At 58.5% G+C, this 21,982-nt stretch carries 19 protein-coding genes; 7 read left to right on the top strand and 12 right to left on the bottom strand.

Translation table 11 applies throughout. The features are described from left to right. The 6 genes from glcE to dctP form a co-directional block, all read right to left on the bottom strand. Positions 1 to 1,068, bottom strand: coding sequence for a glycolate oxidase subunit GlcE (gene glcE, locus CFB02_RS17945; protein ID WP_088559104.1), 1,068 nt, complete (start codon positions 1,066 to 1,068; stop codon positions 1 to 3). After that, positions 1,061 to 2,533, bottom strand: a complete 1,473-nt coding sequence (locus CFB02_RS17940) for an FAD-linked oxidase C-terminal domain-containing protein (protein ID WP_088559103.1) — start codon at positions 2,531 to 2,533, stop codon at positions 1,061 to 1,063. The genes glcE and CFB02_RS17940 overlap by 8 nt, the downstream gene beginning before the upstream one ends. A gap of 39 nt (positions 2,534 to 2,572) precedes the next feature. Beyond that, positions 2,573 to 2,998: a GlcG/HbpS family heme-binding protein gene (locus tag CFB02_RS17935; RefSeq protein ID WP_069181873.1), complete on the bottom strand. Its 426-nt coding sequence runs from the start codon at positions 2,996 to 2,998 to the stop codon at positions 2,573 to 2,575. 22 nt (positions 2,999 to 3,020) lie between these two features. After that, positions 3,021 to 4,553, bottom strand: a complete 1,533-nt coding sequence (locus tag CFB02_RS17930) for a TRAP transporter large permease (RefSeq protein ID WP_088559102.1) — start codon at positions 4,551 to 4,553, stop codon at positions 3,021 to 3,023. After that, positions 4,550 to 5,254 carry a TRAP transporter small permease subunit gene (locus CFB02_RS17925; protein ID WP_088559101.1) on the bottom strand — a complete coding sequence of 235 codons (705 nt, stop codon included), beginning with the start codon at positions 5,252 to 5,254 and terminating at the stop codon, positions 4,550 to 4,552. The genes CFB02_RS17930 and CFB02_RS17925 overlap by 4 nt, the downstream gene beginning before the upstream one ends. Before the next feature lie 99 nt (positions 5,255 to 5,353). Further along, complete coding sequence (gene dctP / locus CFB02_RS17920) at positions 5,354 to 6,400, bottom strand: TRAP transporter substrate-binding protein DctP (RefSeq protein ID WP_264753970.1); 1,047 nt, start codon at positions 6,398 to 6,400, stop codon at positions 5,354 to 5,356. Positions 6,401 to 6,744: 344 nt separating this feature from the next. Here dctP and CFB02_RS17915 point away from each other — a divergent pair, with 344 nt between their 5' ends. From CFB02_RS17915 to astE, 6 genes are all read left to right on the top strand, one after another. After that, a complete protein-coding gene (locus tag CFB02_RS17915; RefSeq protein ID WP_008169272.1) occupies positions 6,745 to 7,503 on the top strand; it encodes an FCD domain-containing protein in 759 nt (252 codons plus the stop codon). A gap of 155 nt (positions 7,504 to 7,658) precedes the next feature. Next, complete coding sequence (locus CFB02_RS17910; protein ID WP_088559100.1) at positions 7,659 to 8,429, top strand: ABC transporter ATP-binding protein; 771 nt, start codon at positions 7,659 to 7,661, stop codon at positions 8,427 to 8,429. A 100-nt stretch (positions 8,430 to 8,529) separates the two neighbouring features. Further along, a complete protein-coding gene (locus CFB02_RS17905; RefSeq protein ID WP_014578262.1) occupies positions 8,530 to 9,282 on the top strand; it encodes a transporter substrate-binding domain-containing protein in 753 nt (250 codons plus the stop codon). Positions 9,283 to 9,333: 51 nt separating this feature from the next. After that, complete coding sequence (locus CFB02_RS17900) at positions 9,334 to 10,038, top strand: ABC transporter permease (protein ID WP_088559099.1); 705 nt, start codon at positions 9,334 to 9,336, stop codon at positions 10,036 to 10,038. A 3-nt stretch (positions 10,039 to 10,041) separates the two neighbouring features. Next, complete coding sequence (locus tag CFB02_RS17895; RefSeq protein ID WP_088559098.1) at positions 10,042 to 10,764, top strand: ABC transporter permease; 723 nt, start codon at positions 10,042 to 10,044, stop codon at positions 10,762 to 10,764. A 160-nt stretch (positions 10,765 to 10,924) separates the two neighbouring features. Beyond that, positions 10,925 to 11,965, top strand: coding sequence for a succinylglutamate desuccinylase (gene astE, locus CFB02_RS17890; protein ID WP_088559097.1), 1,041 nt, complete (start codon positions 10,925 to 10,927; stop codon positions 11,963 to 11,965). 79 nt (positions 11,966 to 12,044) lie between these two features. On the opposite strand, the gene CFB02_RS17885 is transcribed toward astE, so the two are convergent. Beyond that, entirely contained in the window at positions 12,045 to 15,071 is a 3,027-nt protein-coding gene (locus CFB02_RS17885; RefSeq protein ID WP_088559096.1) for an efflux RND transporter permease subunit, read from the bottom strand. Continuing rightward, on the bottom strand, positions 15,071 to 16,150 hold the full coding sequence (locus CFB02_RS17880) for an efflux RND transporter periplasmic adaptor subunit (protein WP_088559095.1): 1,080 nt from the start codon (positions 16,148 to 16,150) through the stop codon (positions 15,071 to 15,073). Before CFB02_RS17880 ends, CFB02_RS17885 begins: the two co-directional genes overlap by 1 nt. Positions 16,151 to 16,316: 166 nt before the next feature. Between CFB02_RS17880 and CFB02_RS17875 the strand changes: the two genes are divergently transcribed. Further along, positions 16,317 to 16,952, top strand: coding sequence for a TetR/AcrR family transcriptional regulator (locus CFB02_RS17875; RefSeq protein ID WP_088559094.1), 636 nt, complete (start codon positions 16,317 to 16,319; stop codon positions 16,950 to 16,952). A gap of 22 nt (positions 16,953 to 16,974) precedes the next feature. Here the strand turns inward: CFB02_RS17875 and astB are convergent, their stop codons facing one another. The 4 genes from astB to CFB02_RS17855 all read right to left on the bottom strand — a co-directional run bounded on the left by astB (position 16,975) and on the right by CFB02_RS17855 (position 21,974). Further along, the gene (gene astB, locus CFB02_RS17870) at positions 16,975 to 18,315 is read right to left on the bottom strand and encodes an N-succinylarginine dihydrolase (protein ID WP_088559093.1); all 1,341 of its coding nucleotides are present in this window, start codon (positions 18,313 to 18,315) and stop codon (positions 16,975 to 16,977) included. 14 nt (positions 18,316 to 18,329) lie between these two features. Next, positions 18,330 to 19,805 (bottom strand): succinylglutamate-semialdehyde dehydrogenase, encoded by a 1,476-nt coding sequence (gene astD / locus CFB02_RS17865; protein ID WP_088559092.1) that lies wholly within the window; start codon positions 19,803 to 19,805, stop codon positions 18,330 to 18,332. Then, positions 19,793 to 20,893 carry an arginine N-succinyltransferase gene (gene astA, locus CFB02_RS17860; RefSeq protein ID WP_088559091.1) on the bottom strand — a complete coding sequence of 367 codons (1,101 nt, stop codon included), beginning with the start codon at positions 20,891 to 20,893 and terminating at the stop codon, positions 19,793 to 19,795. Before astA ends, astD begins: the two co-directional genes overlap by 13 nt. A gap of 61 nt (positions 20,894 to 20,954) precedes the next feature. Beyond that, positions 20,955 to 21,974, bottom strand: a complete 1,020-nt coding sequence (locus tag CFB02_RS17855; protein WP_088559090.1) for an arginine N-succinyltransferase — start codon at positions 21,972 to 21,974, stop codon at positions 20,955 to 20,957. Between the last annotated feature and the right edge of the window lie 8 nt (positions 21,975 to 21,982).

The following is a 21,982-nucleotide window of genomic DNA, read 5'->3' as shown; positions in this document are numbered from 1 at the left end:
TTACAACCAGCTGTATAAACGTCCGGGATTGAAGATATTGTCCGGATCAAAGGCATTCTTGATGCGGCGCTGGATGCCCTTCAGGGCCTCCGGCTGGTGATGCATCACCTCACCGGTGCGATCGCCACCACGGAACAGGCTGACCTGGCCACCGGCAGCACGGGCCGCAGGCTCCAGATCTTTCAGCTCACCGGCACCACGGAACCAACGCTGGGAACCCGCCCAGTCGATAAACCAGTTACCTCCCAGTTTCGGTGTGGCAGCTGTCGAACCAACGGAGAAGCGCCACAAAGGCACGTCGTTACCGGCAAAAAATTCGTGGTGCATATCCTGCACCTGTCGCCAGAAGTGGTCCCCCTCTTCCATCACTTCGCCGGACCACTTTTCAGCGGTGGCTTCTACACCGGATTTCGCACCGGCCAGGCGCAGGTAAACCTTGCCGTCCACCCAGCAGGCACCAGTGATGGGCTTGGGCTCGGCCGCCCGGCTGTTCATATAGTGAACCACCTCGTCCATGCCCATTTCCTGAACCAGGGTCAGGGAAGCGGCCGGTTTCGGCATCACTTTCATGCTGATTTCAGTGATTACGCCCAGGGTTCCCAGGGCACCGGCCTGAAGACGTGATACGTCATAGCCGGCCACGTTTTTCATGACCTGACCACCAAAGCGAAGATGTTCGCCCTTGCCATTGAGCAGCCGGATACCCAGAACTTGGTCCCGCACAGAGCCGGCCCAGGGGCGTCCCGGACCGGAAAGGTTACAGGCCAGGGTACCGCCGATGGTGGAGGTGGCACCAAAATGGGGTGGCTCAAAATGCAGGCACTGACCTTCTTCAGCCAGAGTCGCCTCGATTTCGCTCAGCGGCGTGCCGGCACGGACGGTCAAAACCAGCTCCACCGGGTGATAGTCAACGATACCGGTATGCTCGCCCACGTTGAGGGTTCCGGCATCGGTGTCGGCTTCCCGGCCCATGAAGACCTTGGTGCCACCTCCGACAATATTGAGTTTGTGCCCGCTGTCCCGGGCCTGGAGCACCTGCTCCTTCAATTGTTGGGAAATATCAGCCATGGGCGGCTTCCGTATGCTCGTGCGTGTGTTGTTTGTGCTCAAGGGAACGGTATTCCTGGCAGAACCGCAGGGCCGGTACCCCTTTGCCCGGGTTCAGAATACCGGCGGGATCAAAGGCAGCCTTCACGTCGTGGAACTGCTGCAGTTCCTCGTCGTTGAACTGCACCGCCATCTGGCGAATTTTCTCGACGCCAACGCCGTGCTCACCGGTAATGCAGCCACCTACTTCCACACACATTTCCAGGATGCGTGAGCCAAAGGCTTCAGTGCGCTCGAATTCGCCCGGCACGTTGGCATCAAACAGAATTAAAGGGTGCAGGTTGCCATCACCGGCGTGGAATACGTTGGCGACGCGCAGACCAAACTCCTCGGACATCTTTTCCATTTCCGTCAGAACGTAGGCGATCTCGCGACGGGGAATGGTACCGTCCATGCAATAGTAGTCCGGTGAAATCCGGCCCACAGCAGGGAACGCAGATTTGCGGCCTTTCCAGAGCAGGGCACGCTCCTCCTCGCTCTGGGAGGTGCGCACGGAAGTGGCGCCCAGCTTGCGGAACACCTCCTCGGCTTCGGCAATGTGTTCGTGGACCTCCTCTTCAGTACCGTCCACTTCACACAGCAGCAGGGCCTTGGCATCCCTCGGATAGCCCGCCTGGGCAAAATCATCCGCCGCGATGATGGCGTGGCCATCCATCATTTCCAGACCACCGGGGATGATGCCGTGGGAGATAATCCCGCCCACGGCATCACCGCCTTTCTGGACATCATCAAATCCGGCCATGACAACCTGGGCCACCTCCGGCTTGGGCAGCAGTTTCACTTTGACTTCCGTCACCACACCCAGCAGACCTTCCGAGCCTGTCATCAGTGCCAGCAGGTCCATGCCGCAGCTGTCCAGACCATCACTACCGACGGTCACGACATCCCCTTCAGCGGTGACCATTTCCACGCTCAGGATATTGTGAACAGTCAGACCGTACTTGAGGCAGTGCACGCCGCCGGAGTTCTCGGCCACGTTACCGCCGATGGTGCAGGCGATCTGGGAGGAAGGATCCGGGCCATAATAAAGGCCATACTGGGCCGCTTCCTCGCTGATGGCGAGGTTACGGACACCCGGCTGCAGCCTTGCCGTTCGGGCCAGCGGATCAATCTCCATGATGCGGTTGAACTTGGCCAGCGACAGCACCACGCCCTCTTTATTGGGCATGGCACCAGCACTGAGCCCGGTTCCGGCTCCACGAGCCACGACCGGTACTGCGTTTTCGTTACAGATGCGCATGACCCGCTGCACCTGTTCAACGGTTTCCGGCAGCACCACCAGCAACGGCATCTCGCAATACATCGACATGCCATCGCATTCGTAGGGCTTCATGGTTTCGTCATCCGTGATGACGTAATCCGGGTCTATGAAGGCCCGGAACTGCTCCGCCAGCTCGGCTTTGCTGACTTTCGGCTTGGTAGTCATAACATTCTCTGGGTGTGAATTACGTCTGTGTGACAGTCATCAACCGCGTTTTGTTTCAAAGTGGTCAAGACCGGCCTGGGCGCAGTCCATATCCTGCTGGGGGGTACCGGAACTGATTCCGATACCACCCACTACGTCGCCGTCGACGATCACTGGCAGGCCACCACCAACAGAGCTGATGCGCCCGCCCACTTCGGTATGGATACCGAAGGCCAGACTGCCGGGCACGTTCACCTTGTTGTAGTCGTGGGTGGCTTTCTTGGCCGCAGCCGCCGTGAAGGCCTTGTCCTGGGCGATGGTCACACTGGTGATCTTGCCGCCGTCCATGCGCTCGAAAGCCACCAGATTGCCGGACTCGTCCACCACCGCAATGCACATGGGCACGCCAATTTCGCGAGCCTTCTCTGCAGCGCCCTCAATGAGGATACGCGCGTCGGCAAGGTCCAGTCGTTTGATCGTCAACATAAAGCATTACTCCTTGATTTGATTAGCCGTATACCAGCCCTGGCAGCCAGGTCACGATGCCGGGGATCAGGATACACATGAACAGTCCGAACGCCTGGATTGCCAGGAATACCAGGGACGATTTGAAGATGGTGCCCATGGAGATTTCCGGAGGACAAACGCCGCGGATATAGAACAGTGCGTAACCGAACGGCGGACTCAGGAAAGACATCTGCATGTTCACCAGGTACAGCACCCCGAACCAGAGCACCACGTCGTCACCTGAAACCGGCGGGAAGCCGAACAGGCCGGGGAATTCCAGCGCTTTAACGATCGGAATGAAGATGGGCACGGCCAGCAGCAGGATACCAACCCAGTCAAGGAACATACCCAGAACAACCAGCAAGACCATCAACAGGAACAGGATGCCGTAGGCTGACATGCCAGTGCCCAGAATCGCGTCTGTTACAAACTGCTGGCCACCCTGGAGGATGTAGAAGCCAACGAACACCGATGCACCGAACATGATCCAGAGAACCATGGCGGACGCCTTGGCTGTGGTCACAGATGCTTCACGCAGACCGGCGATCGAGAACTTCTTGTGCATCATTGCAACAATGATGGCACCAAAAGAACCAATGCCCGCGGCTTCAACCGGCGTTGCAATACCACCGAAAAGCAGGCCCAGAACCAGACCAACCAGCGCAAGGGGCGCAATCAGATTGCCAAGAAGCTTCACCTTCTCTTTAAGGCTGATCCGGTCTTCCACCGGAATCGGGGGACCAAGCTGCGGGTTCAGCCAGCTGCGTACCAGAACATAACTCAGGTACAGACCGGAGAGCATCAGACCGGGCAACAGAGAGCCCAGGTAAAGCTCGCCCACAGACTGCTGTGCGACCACGGCGTACAGAATGGCCAGAATCGAAGGCGGAATGAGGATACCCAGGGTTCCCCCCGCCATGATGGAGCCGATGGCAATCTTGTGGTCGTAATGACGTTTCAACATGGCCGGCAGTGCGATGATGCCCATGGTGACAACGGCGGCACCGATAACACCAACCATCGCAGCCAGAATCGTAGAGGCGACAATGGTTGCAGCAGCAAGGCCGCCACTGATGCCGCCCATCCACTTGTAAACGACGCTGAACATTTCTTCGATCAGGCCCGCGCGTTCAAGCATCGACGCCATGAAGATGAACAGAGGGATCGCAGCAATGTCCGGGTTTGCCATAAGCGGGAAGATCCGGCCGGGGACAATGTTCAACATCATGGCGTCACCCACCAGGTAGATGAACATGACACCAAGACCACCGGTCACGAAAGCAAGGGGCAGCCCCATCATCAGGGCCACAGCCAGAGATCCAAACATCAGGTAAGTCAGCGGCCCGATTTCGACGCCGGACAAGCTACCCGAGAGCTTGAAGAGGAATTTCTCATCACTCCATGGGTCGTAAAAGAGAATGTTGATCAGTTCAACACAGATGACAAACGCCAGACCCACGGTGGCGATGATCATTAACCATGTACCCAGTTTTCCGGCCATGCCGCTGCTGGGCGCTGCAGTTGTTGTACTCATGATGTGCGCTCCTGACCGAGACGGATGAACAGTACGATGTCTTTAAGCAGCTTCGAAAAGCCAGCGAGCAGCAACAGGATTGCGCCCACGAACATCACGCCTTTCACGGGGTAATACTGGATACCCCAGGTCTCGACAGTGGTCTCTTGCATCATTATGGAGTCCTGGAAGAAGGTCCAGGATGTGGTGGCCAGAACGGCTGCAAATATGAAGAAGAACATGGAGGTGAAAATATCCATGCCCACGCGCCCTCGAACCGGCAGGAAGTTGTAAACGACGTCTACCCGAACGTGCGCTCCGTGCAACAGCGCAAAGGCACCGGCAAGGATGTACTGCATACCGAAGATCAGGAAGCTGGCTTCATGCACCCAGATGGTCGGCATGTTGAAGAGGTAACGCATCACCACTTCGAAGAAATAGAACAGCACTGCGTTGATGGTCCAGAACGCAACGAAAAGGCCTGACTTCTCGCACATCCAGTCGACGATTTTCGTGAACCAGTTACCCTCGTATTCAAAATGGGCAAGCGGATCATCTTCTTCGGACTGTAACTCGGAAACCGTTTTCTCGGGCTCGGCTTCATCCCCGCCATGCTTGCTGCTCCACTTGTCCCAAGCCATCATGAGCAGTGGCATTACGGCAAGCCAGCCCCAATAGAACCAGTGCGGCATGACAAAGCCAAATGCACTCAGATCAGACATGTTGTTACCACCTAGATCAAAGAGCGGGGAAGGAAGGGTTAATCCACTTTCGGCTAACCCTGCCTTCCCCGTGTATCGTTATTGTTGAATGGTCAGGGCTTAGTAGCCCTCGATGTCTTCTTCCGTGATGTAACCAACCGTATCGTTCATCATGTACTTGAGCTGGATATCGAGGATGGCACGTGCGTCCTCGTTCTTGTTCGCCCAGTTGAACCAGATGGGAATGGCTGCTTTACGCCAGGTTTCCACATCCTCCTGGCTCAGACGGGTAACCGTGTCGCCATCTGCCTTGAACTTGTCCATCGCCTCGATGTTGCGGGCCTGGATCGCAAGGTAGTGCTTCTGAGAGTAGATCCGCACTTCGTCCTCAACCAGCTGCTGAAGCTCAGGCGACAGGGAATTCCATGCGCGCAGGCTCACGGTCAGATCCATAAGATCGACCGGCTGGTAGATGGACATAACACCTGGAGGCCCAAAGATGATGTAGTCAGTCACCTGGGAGAAGCCCAGTTCGTAGTTAACCGCAGGGCCAACGAAGTCGGCTGCATCGATAGTGCCTTTCTCGAGGGCCGGGAAGATATCCGAGCCGGGCAGACTGACGGTGGAAACGCCAAACTGCTGGAATACCTCGGCCACCATGCCACCCGGGACACGGATCTTCATGCCCTTGAGATCTTCAAGGCTGTTAACCGGCTTTTTGGAGTGGATGATGTTGGCATCGTGCTGAATTGGGCCAACGTAGAACAGGCCGAATTTCTTGTAGATTTCCCGGGTCTTTTCCAGCATGCCCAAGGAATAGAACATGGTGTCCCACTGATGAGGCTGATCCGGACCCGCTGGGTAGGAAGACAGGAACACAGAGGCAGGGATCTTGCCCGCCCAGTAAAGGGTGAACGGGTTCATACCCTGCAGCACGCCGTTACGAACAGCATCAAACAGCGCGTTGTTGTCGGCAGCAACCGCCTTGGCCGGGAAGCACTGGAACTTGAGCTCTCCGCCGGACTTGGCCTCAATACTCTTACACCACTCCTCGAAGAGCGTGTAGCCCACCGTACCCGCGTCCCAGGTCGACTGGATTTTCCACGTAGTAGCAGCTTGGGCCTGACCTGCGCCCATGAGCATTGCGCCTGCCAGAGTGGCGCCCATGGCGATTGTCTTGAGGAAACTTCTGCGAGGTGGGGTCTCGCCAGTGTCACAGCTATTTCGGATGTTATTCTTCGAATTCATCGAAACGTCTCCGTTGGCTTTGTTTTTATCAGCGTCTATGGCAACGCCGGCGCAGGCCGACATTAGAATGATATTCGTAGCCAATCCGGGTTTAGTCCAGTTCGGCAAGCACTGGTCTGACCAGTTTTTGAAGTATTAAAAATGGACGAAATACTCTGAATCGGCCATATTTAATGGGCTCGGACGCACATCAGGCGAGCACGTAAACACCAACAATCAGAAGCATTCACTGGTCAGACCAGAGAGCATAAACAGGCCCCCAAATGGCAATTTCCCAGGAAATCTCATATCGGCTGGAACGCCTTATTCTCGACGGCGGGCTGGCTCCGGAGCAGAAGATACCGTCCGAACGCCAATTGGCGACCCGGCTGGGCGTTTCCCGCGCGGTAATTCGGGAAGCCCTGCATGAGCTTCAGGGCCGCGGCGTTATTGAGACCCGCCACGGCAAGGGGTCGTTTGTGGCCAGCATGGTGCCCGGCGCGAGCGAGCTGGGAGAACAGAGTCCGCTGATGCATCTTTTCGAGGGACATCCCCGAACACTTTTCGACCTTCTGGAAGTACGTGAACAACTGGAAGGCCAGGCGGCCTATCTCGCTGCCCTGCGGGCAACCCGGCTCGACCGGCATCGCATCACGAAGGCGTTCCGGGCGCTTGAGGATACCGACCCGCTTCGTAACGCCCGGCTCGACCATGGCTTCCATCTTGCGATTGTCGAGGCATCCCATAATCCGGTACTGGTGCATGTGCTCAACAGCCTGAAAAACATGATGTTGTTGACCGTTCAGGCCTCGGTTGCCAACCTGAACCCGAGAGAAGAAATGCGGAAGAAAATCGTCCGCCAGCACCGGCAGCTGTATGAGGCCGTTATCGCTGGCAAGCCGGCCAACGCCCAAAAGGTGGCGATGGCCCACGTACGGTTTGTCAGTGAGGCCATGAGAGACATGGAGAAAGACGGAGGCAAACTGATCAGGCTGCCCATTGAACAGGACAAAGCGAATGATCATTTGCGGGCAGAAGCCTGAGCATGGCAAAAAGCTTGCATTGATCAATCATTCGACCACAATGTCATGCAGCGAACGGCGGTGAAATTCGGTAAAACGCTCCCTTAAAGGGATTGATTTCCGCATCCACAGTCCGTAAAACATGCGCCTTTGAATTACAGCCCCAGGAGTCACCCATGGCGGACCAAGCGCCTTTGATCTGCAGGGACATTTACAAGACCTTTGACCAACTTGAGGTGCTCAAAGGTATTTCGCTGGAGACCCGCAAAGGTGACGTGGTTTCCCTCATCGGCAGCTCCGGCTCCGGCAAGAGTACTTTCCTGCGTTGCATCAACCTGCTGGAAACACCCACCTCCGGCGACATTATCGTGCACGGCGACCCAATAAGGTTCACAACCAACCGCAAGGGCGAACGTATTCCGGCCGATAACAAACAGGTTGAACTGATTCGCGCGAAACTTTCCATGGTCTTCCAGAGCTTCAATCTCTGGTCTCACATGACCGTTCTGGAAAATATCATTGAAGCCCCGGTTAACGTGCTGAAGGTACCCAAGAAGGAAGCCATCGAGCGCGCCGAAGCCTACCTGAACAAGGTGGGTATCTACGAGCGCAAGGACTACTACCCGGCCCAGATGTCCGGCGGCCAGCAGCAACGGGCGGCCATTGCGCGGGCTCTCGCCATGGAACCGGAGGTCATGCTGTTCGACGAACCCACTTCGGCACTGGATCCGGAACTGGTAGGCGAAGTGTTGAAGGTCATGCAAGGCCTGGCTGAGGAAGGCCGCACCATGATCGTGGTTACCCACGAGATGGCATTTGCAAGGGATGTGTCGAGTCAGGTCCTTTTTTTGCATCAGGGCGTGATCGAGGAACAGGGTACCCCCGAGAAAGTGTTTGATCATCCGGATTCGGAACGCATGAAGCAGTTCCTGACTCCCAACTTCTGACACTCGGTGCTATCTTGAACCGGTGAAGAAATAAAATGTTGGAACCAAAAACTTCCATCAAAAATAAAGCCCAAAAGGCAAACCACTGGAGAAGTGACACATGAAAAAAATGATTTTTGCAGCAAGCTGCGCACTCGCCCTGATTGCTGGTGGCGCACAGGCCCAAGAGCGGGACCTCCGCATCGCGTTCGACGTGCCTTACGAGCCGTTTGAGTACAAGGACGAGAATGGTGAACTGACCGGTTTCGAAGTGGAACTGGCCGAAGCCATGTGTGAAGAAATGAACGCCAACTGCGAATTCGTGATCCAGGCGTGGGACGGAATGATTCCGGGCCTGCTGGCGCGTAAATTCGATCTGATCATGTCTTCCATGTCCATTACGCCGGAGCGCGCAGAGCGGGTTCTGTTCTCCGAGCCGTACTACAACACCCCGGGTGGCTGGTTCGGTCCTGAGAGCTTCAACACCGACGTCACTGACATGAGTGCGATGGAAGGCAAGACCGTTGGCGTTCAGCGCGGTACCACCATGGACACCTACGTGACTGAAAACATGGGTGGCATCGTCACCATCAAGCGCTACACCACCGCAGACGACATGGTTCTGGACCTTGAAGGCCAGCGCCTCGATGTCGTTTTCGTAGACTATCCGGTGGGCGAGCAGACTGTTCTCACCAAGGAAGGCTTCAAGGAAGTTGGTGAAGCGGTCAAGCTTGGCGAAGGCGTGGGTGTTGCCATGCGTCAGCGCGACACCGACCTTGCAGAAGAAGTGAATGCGGCCCTTCGCACCCTGAAGGAAGATGGTACCTACGACACCATCATGCAGAAGTACTTCGCTTACGACATCAAGATGTAAATCTGCCGAGGGGTGGCCCGTCAGGGCCGCCTCTGCTTACCGGACGTTCCCATGCTCGATCTGAAAGGCTATGGCCCGGCCCTGATGGAAGGGGCAGTAGTCACCATTGAACTGGCCTTCCTGTCGCTTGCCCTCTCGGTTGCCCTGGGACTGATTGGCGCGTCTGCCAAACTGTCGCAAAGCCGGGTTGCCAAAGGTATCGCGACTACCTACACCACGCTGATTCGTGGCGTACCGGACCTGGTCATGATGCTGCTCTTCTACTATGGCGGCCAGGTGGCAGTGAACATGCTCTCGGATTACATCTGGGAAGCTTACGAAATCGACTTTTTCTTTCAGTTCGACCCGTTCATCTCCGGCGTTGTAACCATCGGGCTGATTTTCGGCGCCTATATGACCGAAACCTTCCGCGGCGCTTTCCTGGCGGTTGAAACCGGCCAGATTGAGGCTGCCCGAGCCTACGGCTTTACCCGTTTTCATACCTTCCGCAGAATCATGCTGCCACAAATGATGCGCCATGCCCTGCCCGGTCTGGGCAACAACTGGCAGGTTCTGCTGAAGACCACCGCCCTGGTTTCCATTATCGGCCTGACCGACATGGTTCGTGTGGCGGAGGAAGCTGCCAAGGCGGAGCGCATGCCGTTCCACTTTTTCATTCCGGTGGCGTTTGTTTACCTGGCCCTCACGGCAGGGTCTGAATTGTTTATCAAGTGGCTCGATAAACGGGCCAATGTCGGCGTGGTTCAGGGGAGTTAACGGATGCCTGATTTCATTGCCGGGTGGCTGAACCAGAACGAAATCTTTACCGCCATGACCATCATGGAATACTGGGATGGCATGGTGACCACCGTGCATCTGGTGTTTCTGTCCCTGGTTATCGGTTTGCTGGTGGCGGTTCCGCTGGCCATCCTCCGGACGGTTCGCAACCCCTTCGTCTCCGGCCCGGTGTGGCTTTACACCTATCTGTTCCGCGGCACACCATTGCTGATCCAGCTTTATATCATCTATTACGGGCTTGCCCAGATTGAGGGCATCCAGGAAACCTTCTGGTGGGAGATTTTCCGGGAGCCTTTTTACCCGGCCCTGCTGGCTTTCACGCTGAACACCGCGGCCTATACCACGGAGATTATCCGCGGTGCGATCATATCTACGCCCAACGGTGAAATTGAAGCAGCCAAAGCCTATGGCATGAACTGGTTTATGCGGATGCGGCGGATTGTGCTGCCAAGTGCAGCGCGGCGGGCGGTGCAGGCCTACTCCAACGAGGTGATCTTCATGCTGCACGCGAGTGCGATTGCGAGTGTGGTAACCATTGTGGATCTGACGGGGGCGGCCCGTAATATTTACTCCCGGTTTTATGCGCCGTTTGATGCGTTTATTTTTGTGGCGCTGTGCTACATGGCACTGACCTTTATCCTGGTGTTCGCTTTCCGCAAACTCGAAACTCATCTTCTGAAGCACCAGCGGCCTGTGAACGGCTGAGCCCGCGGAACATCACACTTCAGTGCCCGGGCAGGCAGGGTATTGCCTCCCGGGAAACGCTACGAGCACATCCATGTGCGCTTGACTGAAGCCATCCATGGCTTCAGACATTCCCGGGAGGCAATACCCTGCCCGCCCCCAAACTTGGTTCGGGGCTTCTATGTCGGCAAAACAAGATCTGTTCGGAACGAATTGTGACTGGCTTTCCCACACCCTGGACAACCCAGCCGCATCACTCCCAGAAACCAAAGCATTCCTCCCCGACGGCACCCGAATCAGCCGCAAGGCTGTGGGTGTACTGGACATTGTTCCCCCGGCTGGCCGCAGCAATCCGAATGCCGAGGCCATCATCGTTTCTGCAGGTGTTCACGGGAACGAAACAGCGCCCATTGAGGTTCTTAACAGACTGGTTTCCGAGCTGATTGAGGGCGAATGGGAGCTGGCTTGCCCGGTCTTGCTGATTCTGGGTAATCCGCCCGCGATGGTCGCTGGGAAGCGCTTTCTGGAAGTGAACCTCAATCGGCTGTTCGATGGCGCGCATAGTCGGAACGAGTATGAGGGGCTGGCCGAGGCTGCGCGGGCGCAGGAGCTTGAGGAGGCTTGCCGGCAGTTTGCAATGGCCAATCCCCAGGCGCTCTATCACTACGACCTGCACACGGCCATTCGGCCGTCGCACAGGGAGCGGTTTGCGCTGTATCCGTTTGTTGAGGGAAGAACGGTTCCGGTCGACCAGTGTGATTTTTTGCTGGAGGCAGAGGTGGAGACGCTTCTGCTGCAGCACAAGGCGGGTACAACGTTTTCGTCGTTTTCCTCGTCGCTGTTGAAGGCCGAGAGTTTTACCGTGGAGCTGGGTAAGGTTCGGCCGTTCGGCCAGAATGATCTGGGGCGCTTTTCCGGCATCCAGGATGCCTTGCGACGGCGGTTCCGGGGGCTGCCCTCACCTGCGCCGCAGCCGCCATTTGATCATCTGACGGTGTTCGAGGTGGTGCATGAGATTCTGAACACCGGGAAGAACTTCCGGTTCCATATTCCGGACGATGTCGCCAATTTCACCGAGTATCAGCCCGGCACAGTCATCTGGGAGGACGACGAGACCAGTTACCGGGTGGGGCATTCACCAGAGGCGATTGTGTTCCCCAATCCGGAGGTTCCGGTGGGCCATAGAGTCGGCCTGATGATCAGGCCCGGACCACCGCCTTAAATCGGGGTCAGATGAAAATGGGGTCAGATGAAAAGTTCATCTGACCCCATTTTCATCTGACCCCCTGTTCGCGTTCCAGTCAGGCCGGGGCGTTTTCCGGTTCCGGCACGCTGACTTTGATCAACTGGGTGCAGACAGCCGGGATGACCAGCAGCGTCAGCACCGTTGAGGCCAGCAGGCCGGAGATGATGGCCCAGGCCATGGGTGGCCAGAGCGTGGAGCTTGAGAACGCCAATGGCAGCAGGCCGGCCACGGTGGTTGCTGTGGTCAGCAGGATCGGGCGGGTGCGCTGCTCTACCGCGTTGCGCATGGCGTCGCGGATGTCTCTTCCTTTCTCCAGTTCCCGATCCATCACGTCCAGCAGAACGATGGCGTTGTTCACCACGATTCCCACCAGGGCGATCACGCCAAGCAAAGACTGGAAACCGAAGGGTGAGCCGGACAGCACCAATCCGGGGAAAATACCGACGGTAGCCAGCGGCACCGTCAGAAGGATAATGCCGACCCGGCGGAAGGAGTTGAACTGCAGCAGCAGGAAGAACAGCAGCAACAGCATCCCGATGGGGGCTGCGGTTAGCAATGCGGTATTGGCTTCACCGGAGCCTTCGGCGTCACCGCCCATGGCCATGCGGGTGCCCGGCGGTAACGGGTTTCTCTCAAGCCCTGCGTAAAGGCCGTCCAGAGCCTGGCTGAAGCTGTAACCGGTTTCGAGATTAGCCGTGACGGTGTTCATTCTTACGCCATCACGCAGGTATCGAGCCGCCGGTTCCCAGGTGGTGTCCACCGTCGCCACTGCTGAAAGCGGCACGGCGTCGCCCCGGTCATTGTAGATGTTCACTGACAGCAACCGTGACAGCGACAGGGCCGTGCCCTCGCGGGAACGCAGCACCAGGGGGATGGGATCCTCTTCCTGGCGATAGCGCTCAGCCACCACACCAAAGCTCTGGCCATAGAGGCTCTGGGCCACATCGGCCCGGGTCAGGCCGTAGCGGGCAGCCGTGGCATCGTCGACGTTGATGGCAATACTGGGAACGCCAATATCCAGGTCATGGCGGACATCAACCGTGCCCTCAACGCCTCTCAGAATGCTGAAGATCCGCTCCACCGCCTCGATCCGGGCTCCATCATTGGCATGGTAGACACGGATTGCCACCGGTGCAGCCCTTGGTGGCCCCTGCCCGAGAATACCCACGGTCACGTCCAGTTCCGGCATCTGGTCTTTCACGTGCGCGCGAATCCAGCGGATCATGCCGGTAGTGTCTTCCAGTGTGGGTGTCGTAACCACCAGCCGTGCCCGGTTCGGTGCCTGGGGGGCGCGCTGCAGGTTGTAATAAAATGAAGGTCCGGTGAAGCCTACGAACCGGTGAACCTTCAGGGCGTCCGGCTGTGACCGGATAATTCGTTCCAGACTTTCCGTGGCCTCTGCCGTGCGGGCCTGGTCGGTGCCCTCGGGCATGTAGACTTCGACAATCACCCTCGGGCGATCGGCATTCGGAAAGAACTGCTGGGCCATGAAGGGGGTCATCGCAAGACTGATGCCTACAAGTATGGCGCCGGCGGTAATCAGCCGTCCGGGGTAACGGGATACCAGGCCACCCAGAAAACGGGCTACTCCGATCAATCGGTCCTGGCCCGCCTTGCGGCGGGGCTTCAGGAATCTGGCCGCCAGCAGGGGAACGGCGGAGATAGCAAGCAGGTAGCTGACGGACAGCGTCAGCATGATCATCACCGGCACACCGCGGGTGAAATCAGCGGCCCCACCCTTGGCCAGAAGCAGGGGCGCAAAGGCCGCCAGCGTGGTTCCCGTTGAGGCACCCAGCGGACCGGCCAGCTCACTGACGGCCTGGCGCAGGGCATCCAGCCGTCGCATGCCCTCATCCAGGTGGCCCTGGATGTTTTCGACAATCACGATGGCGTTGTCGATCAGAATGCCCAATGAGATCACCATGCCGATGACGGCAATCTGATGCAGCACGCCCCCGCCGAGGTCATAAAGCCCGACACTGATCAGGGCAACCATGGGCAGAATGGACGCGACCAGCAGCCCCATACGAATGCCCATGCCGGTAAAGACTACCGCCACGATGATCAGCACTGAAAGCACCAGGCTCCAGGCCAGGTTATCGAGCCGTTCCTGCACCTTGTCCGGCTGGAAGAACATCTCCCGGATTTCATAAGGCTCAAAGTCTCCGCGAATCTGCTCCATGCGTTCGCGCACCCGCTGACCAAAGCGGATCGCATCGGTGGTGCCCTCTTCCATAATGATGGAGACCAGCACCACCCGTTCGCCGTCGTACCAGGTTTCCGGCTGTCTGGGTTCTACTGGTCCACGCCAGACATCCGCTGCCGCGGCCAGGGGCACCTGGGACCCATCCGGAAGCTCTATAGGCGTGGCGCGGATGGCGTCAATATCGGCGAATTCGCTGTTGGGAAGCACCGACAGGCGGCGGCCATTGACCACCACGAAGCCGCCGGGAATGGTCTGGTTTCGCCGCGCCAGCGTGTCCAGCACCCGCGCCGGAGAAATACCAAGCCGGAAGAGCGCGGCATCGTCCAGTGCCAGGGTAATCTGCTCGTCGGCATCGCCTTCGAGCTCAATCCGGGAAACCCCCGGTAGATTCGACAGGTTCTGCTTGAGCCTTTCGGCGACGTCGGATAGTTCCGTTACCGAGGGCGAGCCTCCTACGGCCATGACGATGGCGGGAATATCGATCAGGCGATCATCAAGCACCATCCGGCCCACATCGTCCGGGAAGTCCTGCTTCGCCCGTTCCATTGCCTGGCGCACACGGTCCCAGGCGGGGTCGGTGTCGTAGATGTCGTCATTCAGGCGCAGGCGCACGATGGCAACGCCGGTACGGGCGGTGGACTGGGTATAATCCACCTCCTCAACCTGCCGAAGTTCATCCACCAGGGGCCGGAGTACCAGCCGTTCAACGGCCTCGGCGCTGGCACCCGGATAATTGATGCTGATCAGGCCGGCCCGGTAGGGAAACGACGGGTCCTCCTGGCGCGGCATGGTGCTGTAAGCGGCGATACCCAGTAAGCAGAGCATGGTCACCACCATGCCCAGCAGGCGCTGGCAGTTCAGAAGCCGGCGGGTCATCAGCGCACCTCCACGGCATCACCGTCCGCCAGCCGTGTCATGCCGGCATAAACCACCAGGTCACCCGGGGACAGATCGCCGGAGGTAACCACCACCCGCTCGCCCACGACCCGGTCGACTTCCACCGCAACGCGGGAGGCCACGTTATCCCGGACCCGGAACACACTGACGCCCTCGGCGTTGCGGATCACCGACAGCAGGGGCACTGTGATGGCAGATTCCCGAACAGGCGTGATGCCCACTTCTACCGGCTGGCCGGGCTCCAGGGTGTTTACCGGCAGGCTCACCAGAACCGGATGCAGTTCGCCGCGAATGGCGCTGGCCTGGGCAATCTCGACCACCGAACCGGATTGTGCGGGGCGGCTGCGGTCCTGGACGGACCAGACAGGCAAGGTTTGCTCCAGCTCAACATGATCCAGCAGATACGCCGGCACCCGCACCTCTACCTCACGGCCCTCGGGCGAGGAAAGCCGCATCACCGGCTGTCCGGCCGCCACGAATTCGTCCCGCTCCACCAGCAGGGCTTCAACCCGTCCGGAAAAGGGCGCCCGAAGTGTACTCTCCTCGAGCAGCTGGGTTGCCTCCGCCAGGGAGGCCCGCGCCGTTGCCACGCTGGCCTCCAGGGAGTCCCGCCGAGCGGCAAGCTGCTCCAGCGTCTGCTCGGACACCACACCGCGCTCGTGCAATCGGCTGGAGCGTTCCCACTCCCGCTGAGCCTGCTGATACTGGGTTCTCAACTCTTCCAGGCGGGCCCGGGCAGAGTCCCGGGCCGGCTCCAGGCCAGGATTGTAGACCCGGGCGAGCAGATCACCGGCCTGCACCTTCTGCCCGAGCTCCACCGCCTGCTCCTTGAGGGTGCCACTGACCTGGAAGGTCAGTGTCGCTCGCTGGGTAGCACGAACAATTCCGGAAAACCGCAGCGGCATATCCTGGCTCTCGCCGCCGGAAACTTCTGACACACGCACTGAAACCTTCTGCTGCCCGGGCTCCGGGGCTAGGTCACTGGCTTTACAGCCCGACAACAACAGTGAAAAAACCGCAAGAGAAACGATGGCGACGGGGATTCGAAGTGGTGTCATGACTCTTCCTTTCATCCTTGCTTGTGTAGTTGACGGGGTCCTGTCCCTGGAGAAACCCGATGGTTGATTTAGACATCATGTCATTCTTTGACATTTTGTCAATAATCGGGTTTGATTCGATTTCAGGTATCCTATGCGTGCTGTTGCCAACTAACCGGATGATTGAATGAGCGAACCGCTGAAAACCCGTCGCGAGCGTGAGAAACAGGCCCGTTACGACACCATCCTGAACGCCGCCGAACTGGTGTTCTCGGAAAAGGGCTACGAACGCACGTCCATGGACGACATCGCCCGTACCGCCAGCCTCAGCCGGGCCTTGCTGTACGTGTACTTCAAGGACAAGGCTGCGATACAGAGGGGCATTATGCTCAGGGCGGGCCATAGCCTGTTCCGTCGATTTGAAGAGGCAAGACAGACCGCGCATAACGGGCTGGGCCAGATCCGGGCGATGGGAGAATCCTATTATCGCTTCTATCTGGAGGAACCGGATTACTTCTCGGCTTTGACCAAGGCGTCCACCGCCATGGCGGAGGCAGACGAAAGTCAGGCAGAGGAAATGTTGTGCTCCAAATCAGACCTGATGGAGCTGATGGTAGGAGCCATCGAACTGGGCCTCCGGGACGGCACCATGAACCGCGACCGGATCAACGACCCCGTTCAGACCGCACTGTACCTGCGCGGGGCCCTGCACGGGGTGATCCTGCTATGCCAGTCGGAAATGGGCGAGGGTAACCCGGCGTTTCCGGCCGAGCAGCTGATCCGGCACACCATGGATATGCTGACGTCGTCGATTTCTGCCTGACAACTCGCAGCCCGGCAGGCTGCTAGAGCTGGAAATCGTAGATGGAGCCCAGGCCCATGATCCCGGTGAGTTCGTCCAGGGCTTTGCGAACCTCTTCCAGCAACATCGGATCGCCAAGCTCATTCTGGCTGAGTTCATCCCGGTAATGGGCTTCCACCCAGGTGGTCAGACGCTCATAGAGTTCATCGGTGAGCAACACACCCCGGTTGATGGCTTTCAGCTCATCGTCGTTGAGTACCACTCGCAACCGCAGACAGGCCGGGCCACCGCCATTGCGCATGGACTGCTTGACGTCGAACACTTCCACCGCGGTGATAGGCCCGCCAGACTTCACCAGGCCATCCAGATAACGGCTGACGGAAGCCACTTCACGGCACTCGCCGGGCACTGCCAGCAGCATGCCGTCGGGTGTGTTCAGCAACTGACTGTTGAACAGGTAGGAGGCCACCGCATCTTCCAGCGGCACATCGGCACTGCTGACCCGGACCGCTTCCAGCTCGGCACCGGTGAGCCGCTCCCTGATGTCCGCCAGCACCTGCGCTTCGTTGAGAAACGCCATTTCATGGTAGAAAAGCGTATTACCGTTGCCCACTGCTATCACGTCGTTGTGGAAAACGCCGCCATCAATCGCGTCCGGATTCTGCTGGGCGAACACTGCATGCTGATCCTTGAGACCATGCAGCCGGGCCACTGCCTGGGATGCTTCAAGAGTCTGTCGTGCCGGATATTTTTTTGGTGCTGGCGCCTGCTCGTTGAACGCCATCTGGCCATACACAAACAACTCAACACCGGGGTCGCCGTAGCCGGCGCACAAGCGAGTATGGTTGGCGGCGCCCTCATCCCCGAAGTGGCTCACTGATGGCAGCGCCGGATGATGGGCAAAGTAGCTCTCGTCAGCAAAGATGGCTTTCAGAGCCCGTCCGGTCACCGTGTGTTCGATGGAACGGTGAAACTTGGCGCTCAAATTCGCCGGGGTGAAGTGCACGCGATGGTCTGAGGTATCGGCACTGGGCGATACCGTGGCCGCATTGGCTGTCCACATCGGCGACGCAGAGGAGACCGCCGCCAGGATCGATGGACTGGATTTGGCCGCCTGCTCAAGAACGCGAGCGTCCGGACCTTCGAACCCCAGGGCCCGAAGTGTCGGAATATGCGGCCGCTCATGGGGAGGCAGAACGCCCTGCACATAGCCCCGGTCCGCAAGGCGCTTCATTTTGGCCAGGCCCTGCAGTGCCGCCTCTTTCGGATTCGAGACGGAACTGACATTGGATTTGGAGGCTACATTACCCCAGGACAGTCCCGCGTAGTTGTGGGTGGGACCGACCAGACCATCGAAGTTTGCTTCAACCGCGTGTTTCACCATGGCACTGGGTTCCGTTAATCGAAATTGAGGCCGGGTGCCAGAGACTCTGGCATCTCACTCTTGCCGGCCTCCAGAGAAGCCATGGGCCAGGCACAGTAGTCGGCAGCGTAGTAGGCGCTCGGGCGATGATTGCCACTGGCGCCAACACCACCAAAGGGCGCCGCGCTGCTGGCACCGGTCAGCGGCCGGTTCCAGTTCACGATACCGGCGCGCACTTCTTCCACCAGCCGTTCGTAGAGTTTCCGGTCGTCCGTCAGGATACCCGCCGACAGCCCGTAGTGGGTATCGTTGGCCAGCGCCAGTGCATCATCAAAGCTCTTGTAGCGATACACCTTCAGCAAGGGGCCAAAGAACTCTTCGTCGGTCACATCCAGACCTGTGGCATCCACGATACCCGGCGACAGCAGGCCGGTTCCGGACTTCAGGGACTTCATCTCCAGCAGGGATTTGCTGCCCTTGTCCAGCAGGCTGGCCTGAGCCGCCAGGAGTTTTTCGGCGGCTTCCGCGGAAATCACGGAACCCATAAACGGCTGTGGATCGGCATCGAACTCGCCTACCTTGATGCGGGCGGAGACTTCCACCAGCCGGTCGATGAACGCGTCGCCTTTTTTGCCCTTGGGTACCAGCAAGCGACGTGCACAGGTACAGCGCTGGCCGGCGGACAGGAAGGCCGATTGCAGTGCATGATGCACTGCACCGTCCACATCAGCCACATCCTGAACGATCAGCGGGTTGTTGCCGCCCATCTCCAGGGCGAGGATTTTCTCAGGCTGGCCTCCGAACTGTTTGTGCAACAGATGACCCACGGTGGAACTGCCGGTAAAGAACAGGCCGTCAATCAACGGGTGGCCGGCCAGGGATTTGCCCGTGGACGAGGCGCCCTGAACGAGGTTGATCACTCCATCAGGAATGCCGGCCTTCTCCCAGAGTTTTACCGTCAGCTCGGCGACCCCCGGGGTCAGCTCACTCGGTTTGAACACCACCGTGTTACCGGCGAGCAAAGCCGGCACTATGTGGCCATTCGGCAAATGCCCTGGAAAGTTGTAGGGGCCGAACACCGCAACGACCCCGTGGGGCCGGTGCCTGAGCACGGCATGACCACCGGCAACATCGGATTCAGACGTCCCGGTACGGTCGTTGTAGGCTTTCACGGAAATACCGATCTTGCCGATCATCGCCGCCACTTCCGTGCGGGATTCCCACAGGGGCTTGCCAGTCTCCAGGCCAATCTGGTGTGCCAGATCTTCCTTGTGAGCCTCAAGCAGCTCACCAAAGGCTTCAACAACGGCCTGGCGTTCTGCAAAGCTCTTGCGCTGCCACTTCACAAAGGCATTGCGGGCCTCACGAACGGCCGCATCCACATCCTCCAGATTGGCGCTTTCGCCATCCCAGAGTGTTTCACCGGTCACCGGCTGGACAGATTCGAATACCGGCCCGTGGCCCGGTAGCCAGAGCCCGTCGATAAACAGTTCACCCGTCAGCTTTGCCATTTCGATGCACCTCCCGGTATTGAGCTTCTAAAACTATGTTTGGTCAGCAGCCCCGAGTCTTTCAAGGGGGCCAGGCGAACCGGATCGCCAGATTCAATCTGCAAGGCTTCGGCTACTTCCGGTGGCAGGCTGACGGTATCCGGTCCAATGCAATCTATCGGCACGGTAGTCACCCGGAAATCCCCGAATGAGCGGTTCGAAACCATGACCCGCTCCTCAGATGGCACGTCCAGGTTGACCGGTTTGCGAGTGACCATGGCGTGTCGGTTCATGCCTTCCCGAACCGTCCGGACATTGTGAACGAAGGCTTCAACCACGGGCCCGCCATCAAAGATGTCTACCAGTCCGTTGAAGTTGAACCCCTCGGACTGAAGCATCCGGAGTGCCGGAGCGGTGTTGTCGTGAACCCGGCCGATCACGGCACGGGCGGAATCCGGCAACATGGACAGGTATATCGGATACTTGGGCATCAACTCGGCAATAAACGACTTGTTGCCCAGCCCGGAGAGCATGTCGGCCTCGCTGAACTCCATGTCGAAGAACTTGGTTCCCAGCGCGTCCCACAGAGGGCTCCGGCCGTTGGCATCCGACACACCCCGCATTTCCGCGAAGATTTTTTCCGAGAAGTGTTTGCGGAATTCATCCAGGTACATGAACCGGCAACGGGAAAGCAGCAGGCCGCTGCCTCCGCCTTTGTACTCATCGGAGAGCAGCAGGGAGCAGATTTCGCTGGTATCGGTCATGTCGTTTGACAGATGCAGCGTTGGAGTCCGCACGTGAACACCCAGCTCTTTCGAGGCATTGACGGTGACGCTCAGGCGGTAATTGTAGAACACTTCATCCAGACCAACGCGAGCCTGGATACCGCTGATACCGACCGTTTTCCCGCGTTCGGTATCCTCCAGAGCGAAGAGATAGAGCCCTGCTTCCGGCGCGATGCGCTGGTTAAAGGTCTCCCGGGCGTGGTTGATCTTCTTCTGCAGCAGCTCGCGATCCGCCGGCAGGGTGGTCAGCCCCTTCCCGGCGCTTTGGGCCATGGCATACAGGTCGTCCAGATCGTTTTCCTGCAACGGGCGAATTACCAGCATGGTGTCGCCTCCGTGATCCCGGCGGGTTGATACTTAACTGCGTCCTCGGTGCCCGAATAGGTCATAGCGGCGCGATCCTTACCCGGTCACCCGCGGAACGGTTCAGCGTATGCCAGGTCGAGACCGGCACCTTGAGTTTGTCGTCCAGTGTTTCGGCGACCGGTGTCAGGGTGCAGCGAAACTGTTCACCCTCGCCAGCGGCAATCAGGCAGGTTTCGCCGGTATCCTCGTTGGTCCCATGAAGTTCCTTCGGGTGACTGGTCACGAGGGTTTTCAGGCTGTCGGTACGAGCTTCAAGAACCGGACCGGCATCAAAAATGTCCAGATAGTTTCCCGGCTGGAACCCTTCCCGCTGGAGCAACTCAAAGTTTGGTACGGTAATCTGGTGCGGCTGCCCCATCGCCTTCTGGGCCGATTCACTCAGCAGCGTCACATAAATGGGGTTGGGCGGCATGAGCTCGGCAATGAAGGTTTTGCTGAGCTGTCCGGAGTACTGGTCCGCCGTTTCAAAAGCCATATCAAAGAAATGCCGGCCAAGGCTGTCCCAAAAGGGAACGCTCCCGTCTTCGAGCTGAACGCCCTGGATTTCCACGGCCATACGCTGGGTAAACCATTCACGGTGATCAGCAATAAACAGAATCCGGGCCCGCGACAGCAACTCGAACGCATCCGTGCCCTGCAGCTCCGGGCGGATCGAGAAAGAGCACAGCAACGATAAATCGGTCAGCGAGTGGGAGGGATACAACACCTCCACACGGCGGGACACTCCCAGTTCATGGGAGGCATGGATCAGGGCATCCCGCCGATAACTGTAAAAAGGCTGGCCATTGCCGGCATGGGCATCGATACCGGCCGTGCCGGCGATGTCTCCGGTTTCAGTGTCCTCAAGCACGAACAGGAACCTGGGAGGGTCATCCTCTGCGCTGATCCGGCCGGCAAACGACGCCAGGGACTGCTCGATCTTGTAGGCCAGGGCGTCGCCCTGTTTGGGCAGGGTGGAAGAAAGACGGGCACACTGGGTGCCCGCGATGGCGAGAATCTGGTCCAGATCATCCGGCTCAGCCGGACGTACCAGCCACATAAGATCTC

The sequence above is a fragment of the Marinobacter sp. es.042 genome, assembly GCF_900188315.1.
Classification (GTDB): Bacteria; Pseudomonadota; Gammaproteobacteria; order Pseudomonadales; family Oleiphilaceae; genus Marinobacter.
This window is presented reverse-complemented; position numbering and strand designations above follow the sequence as displayed.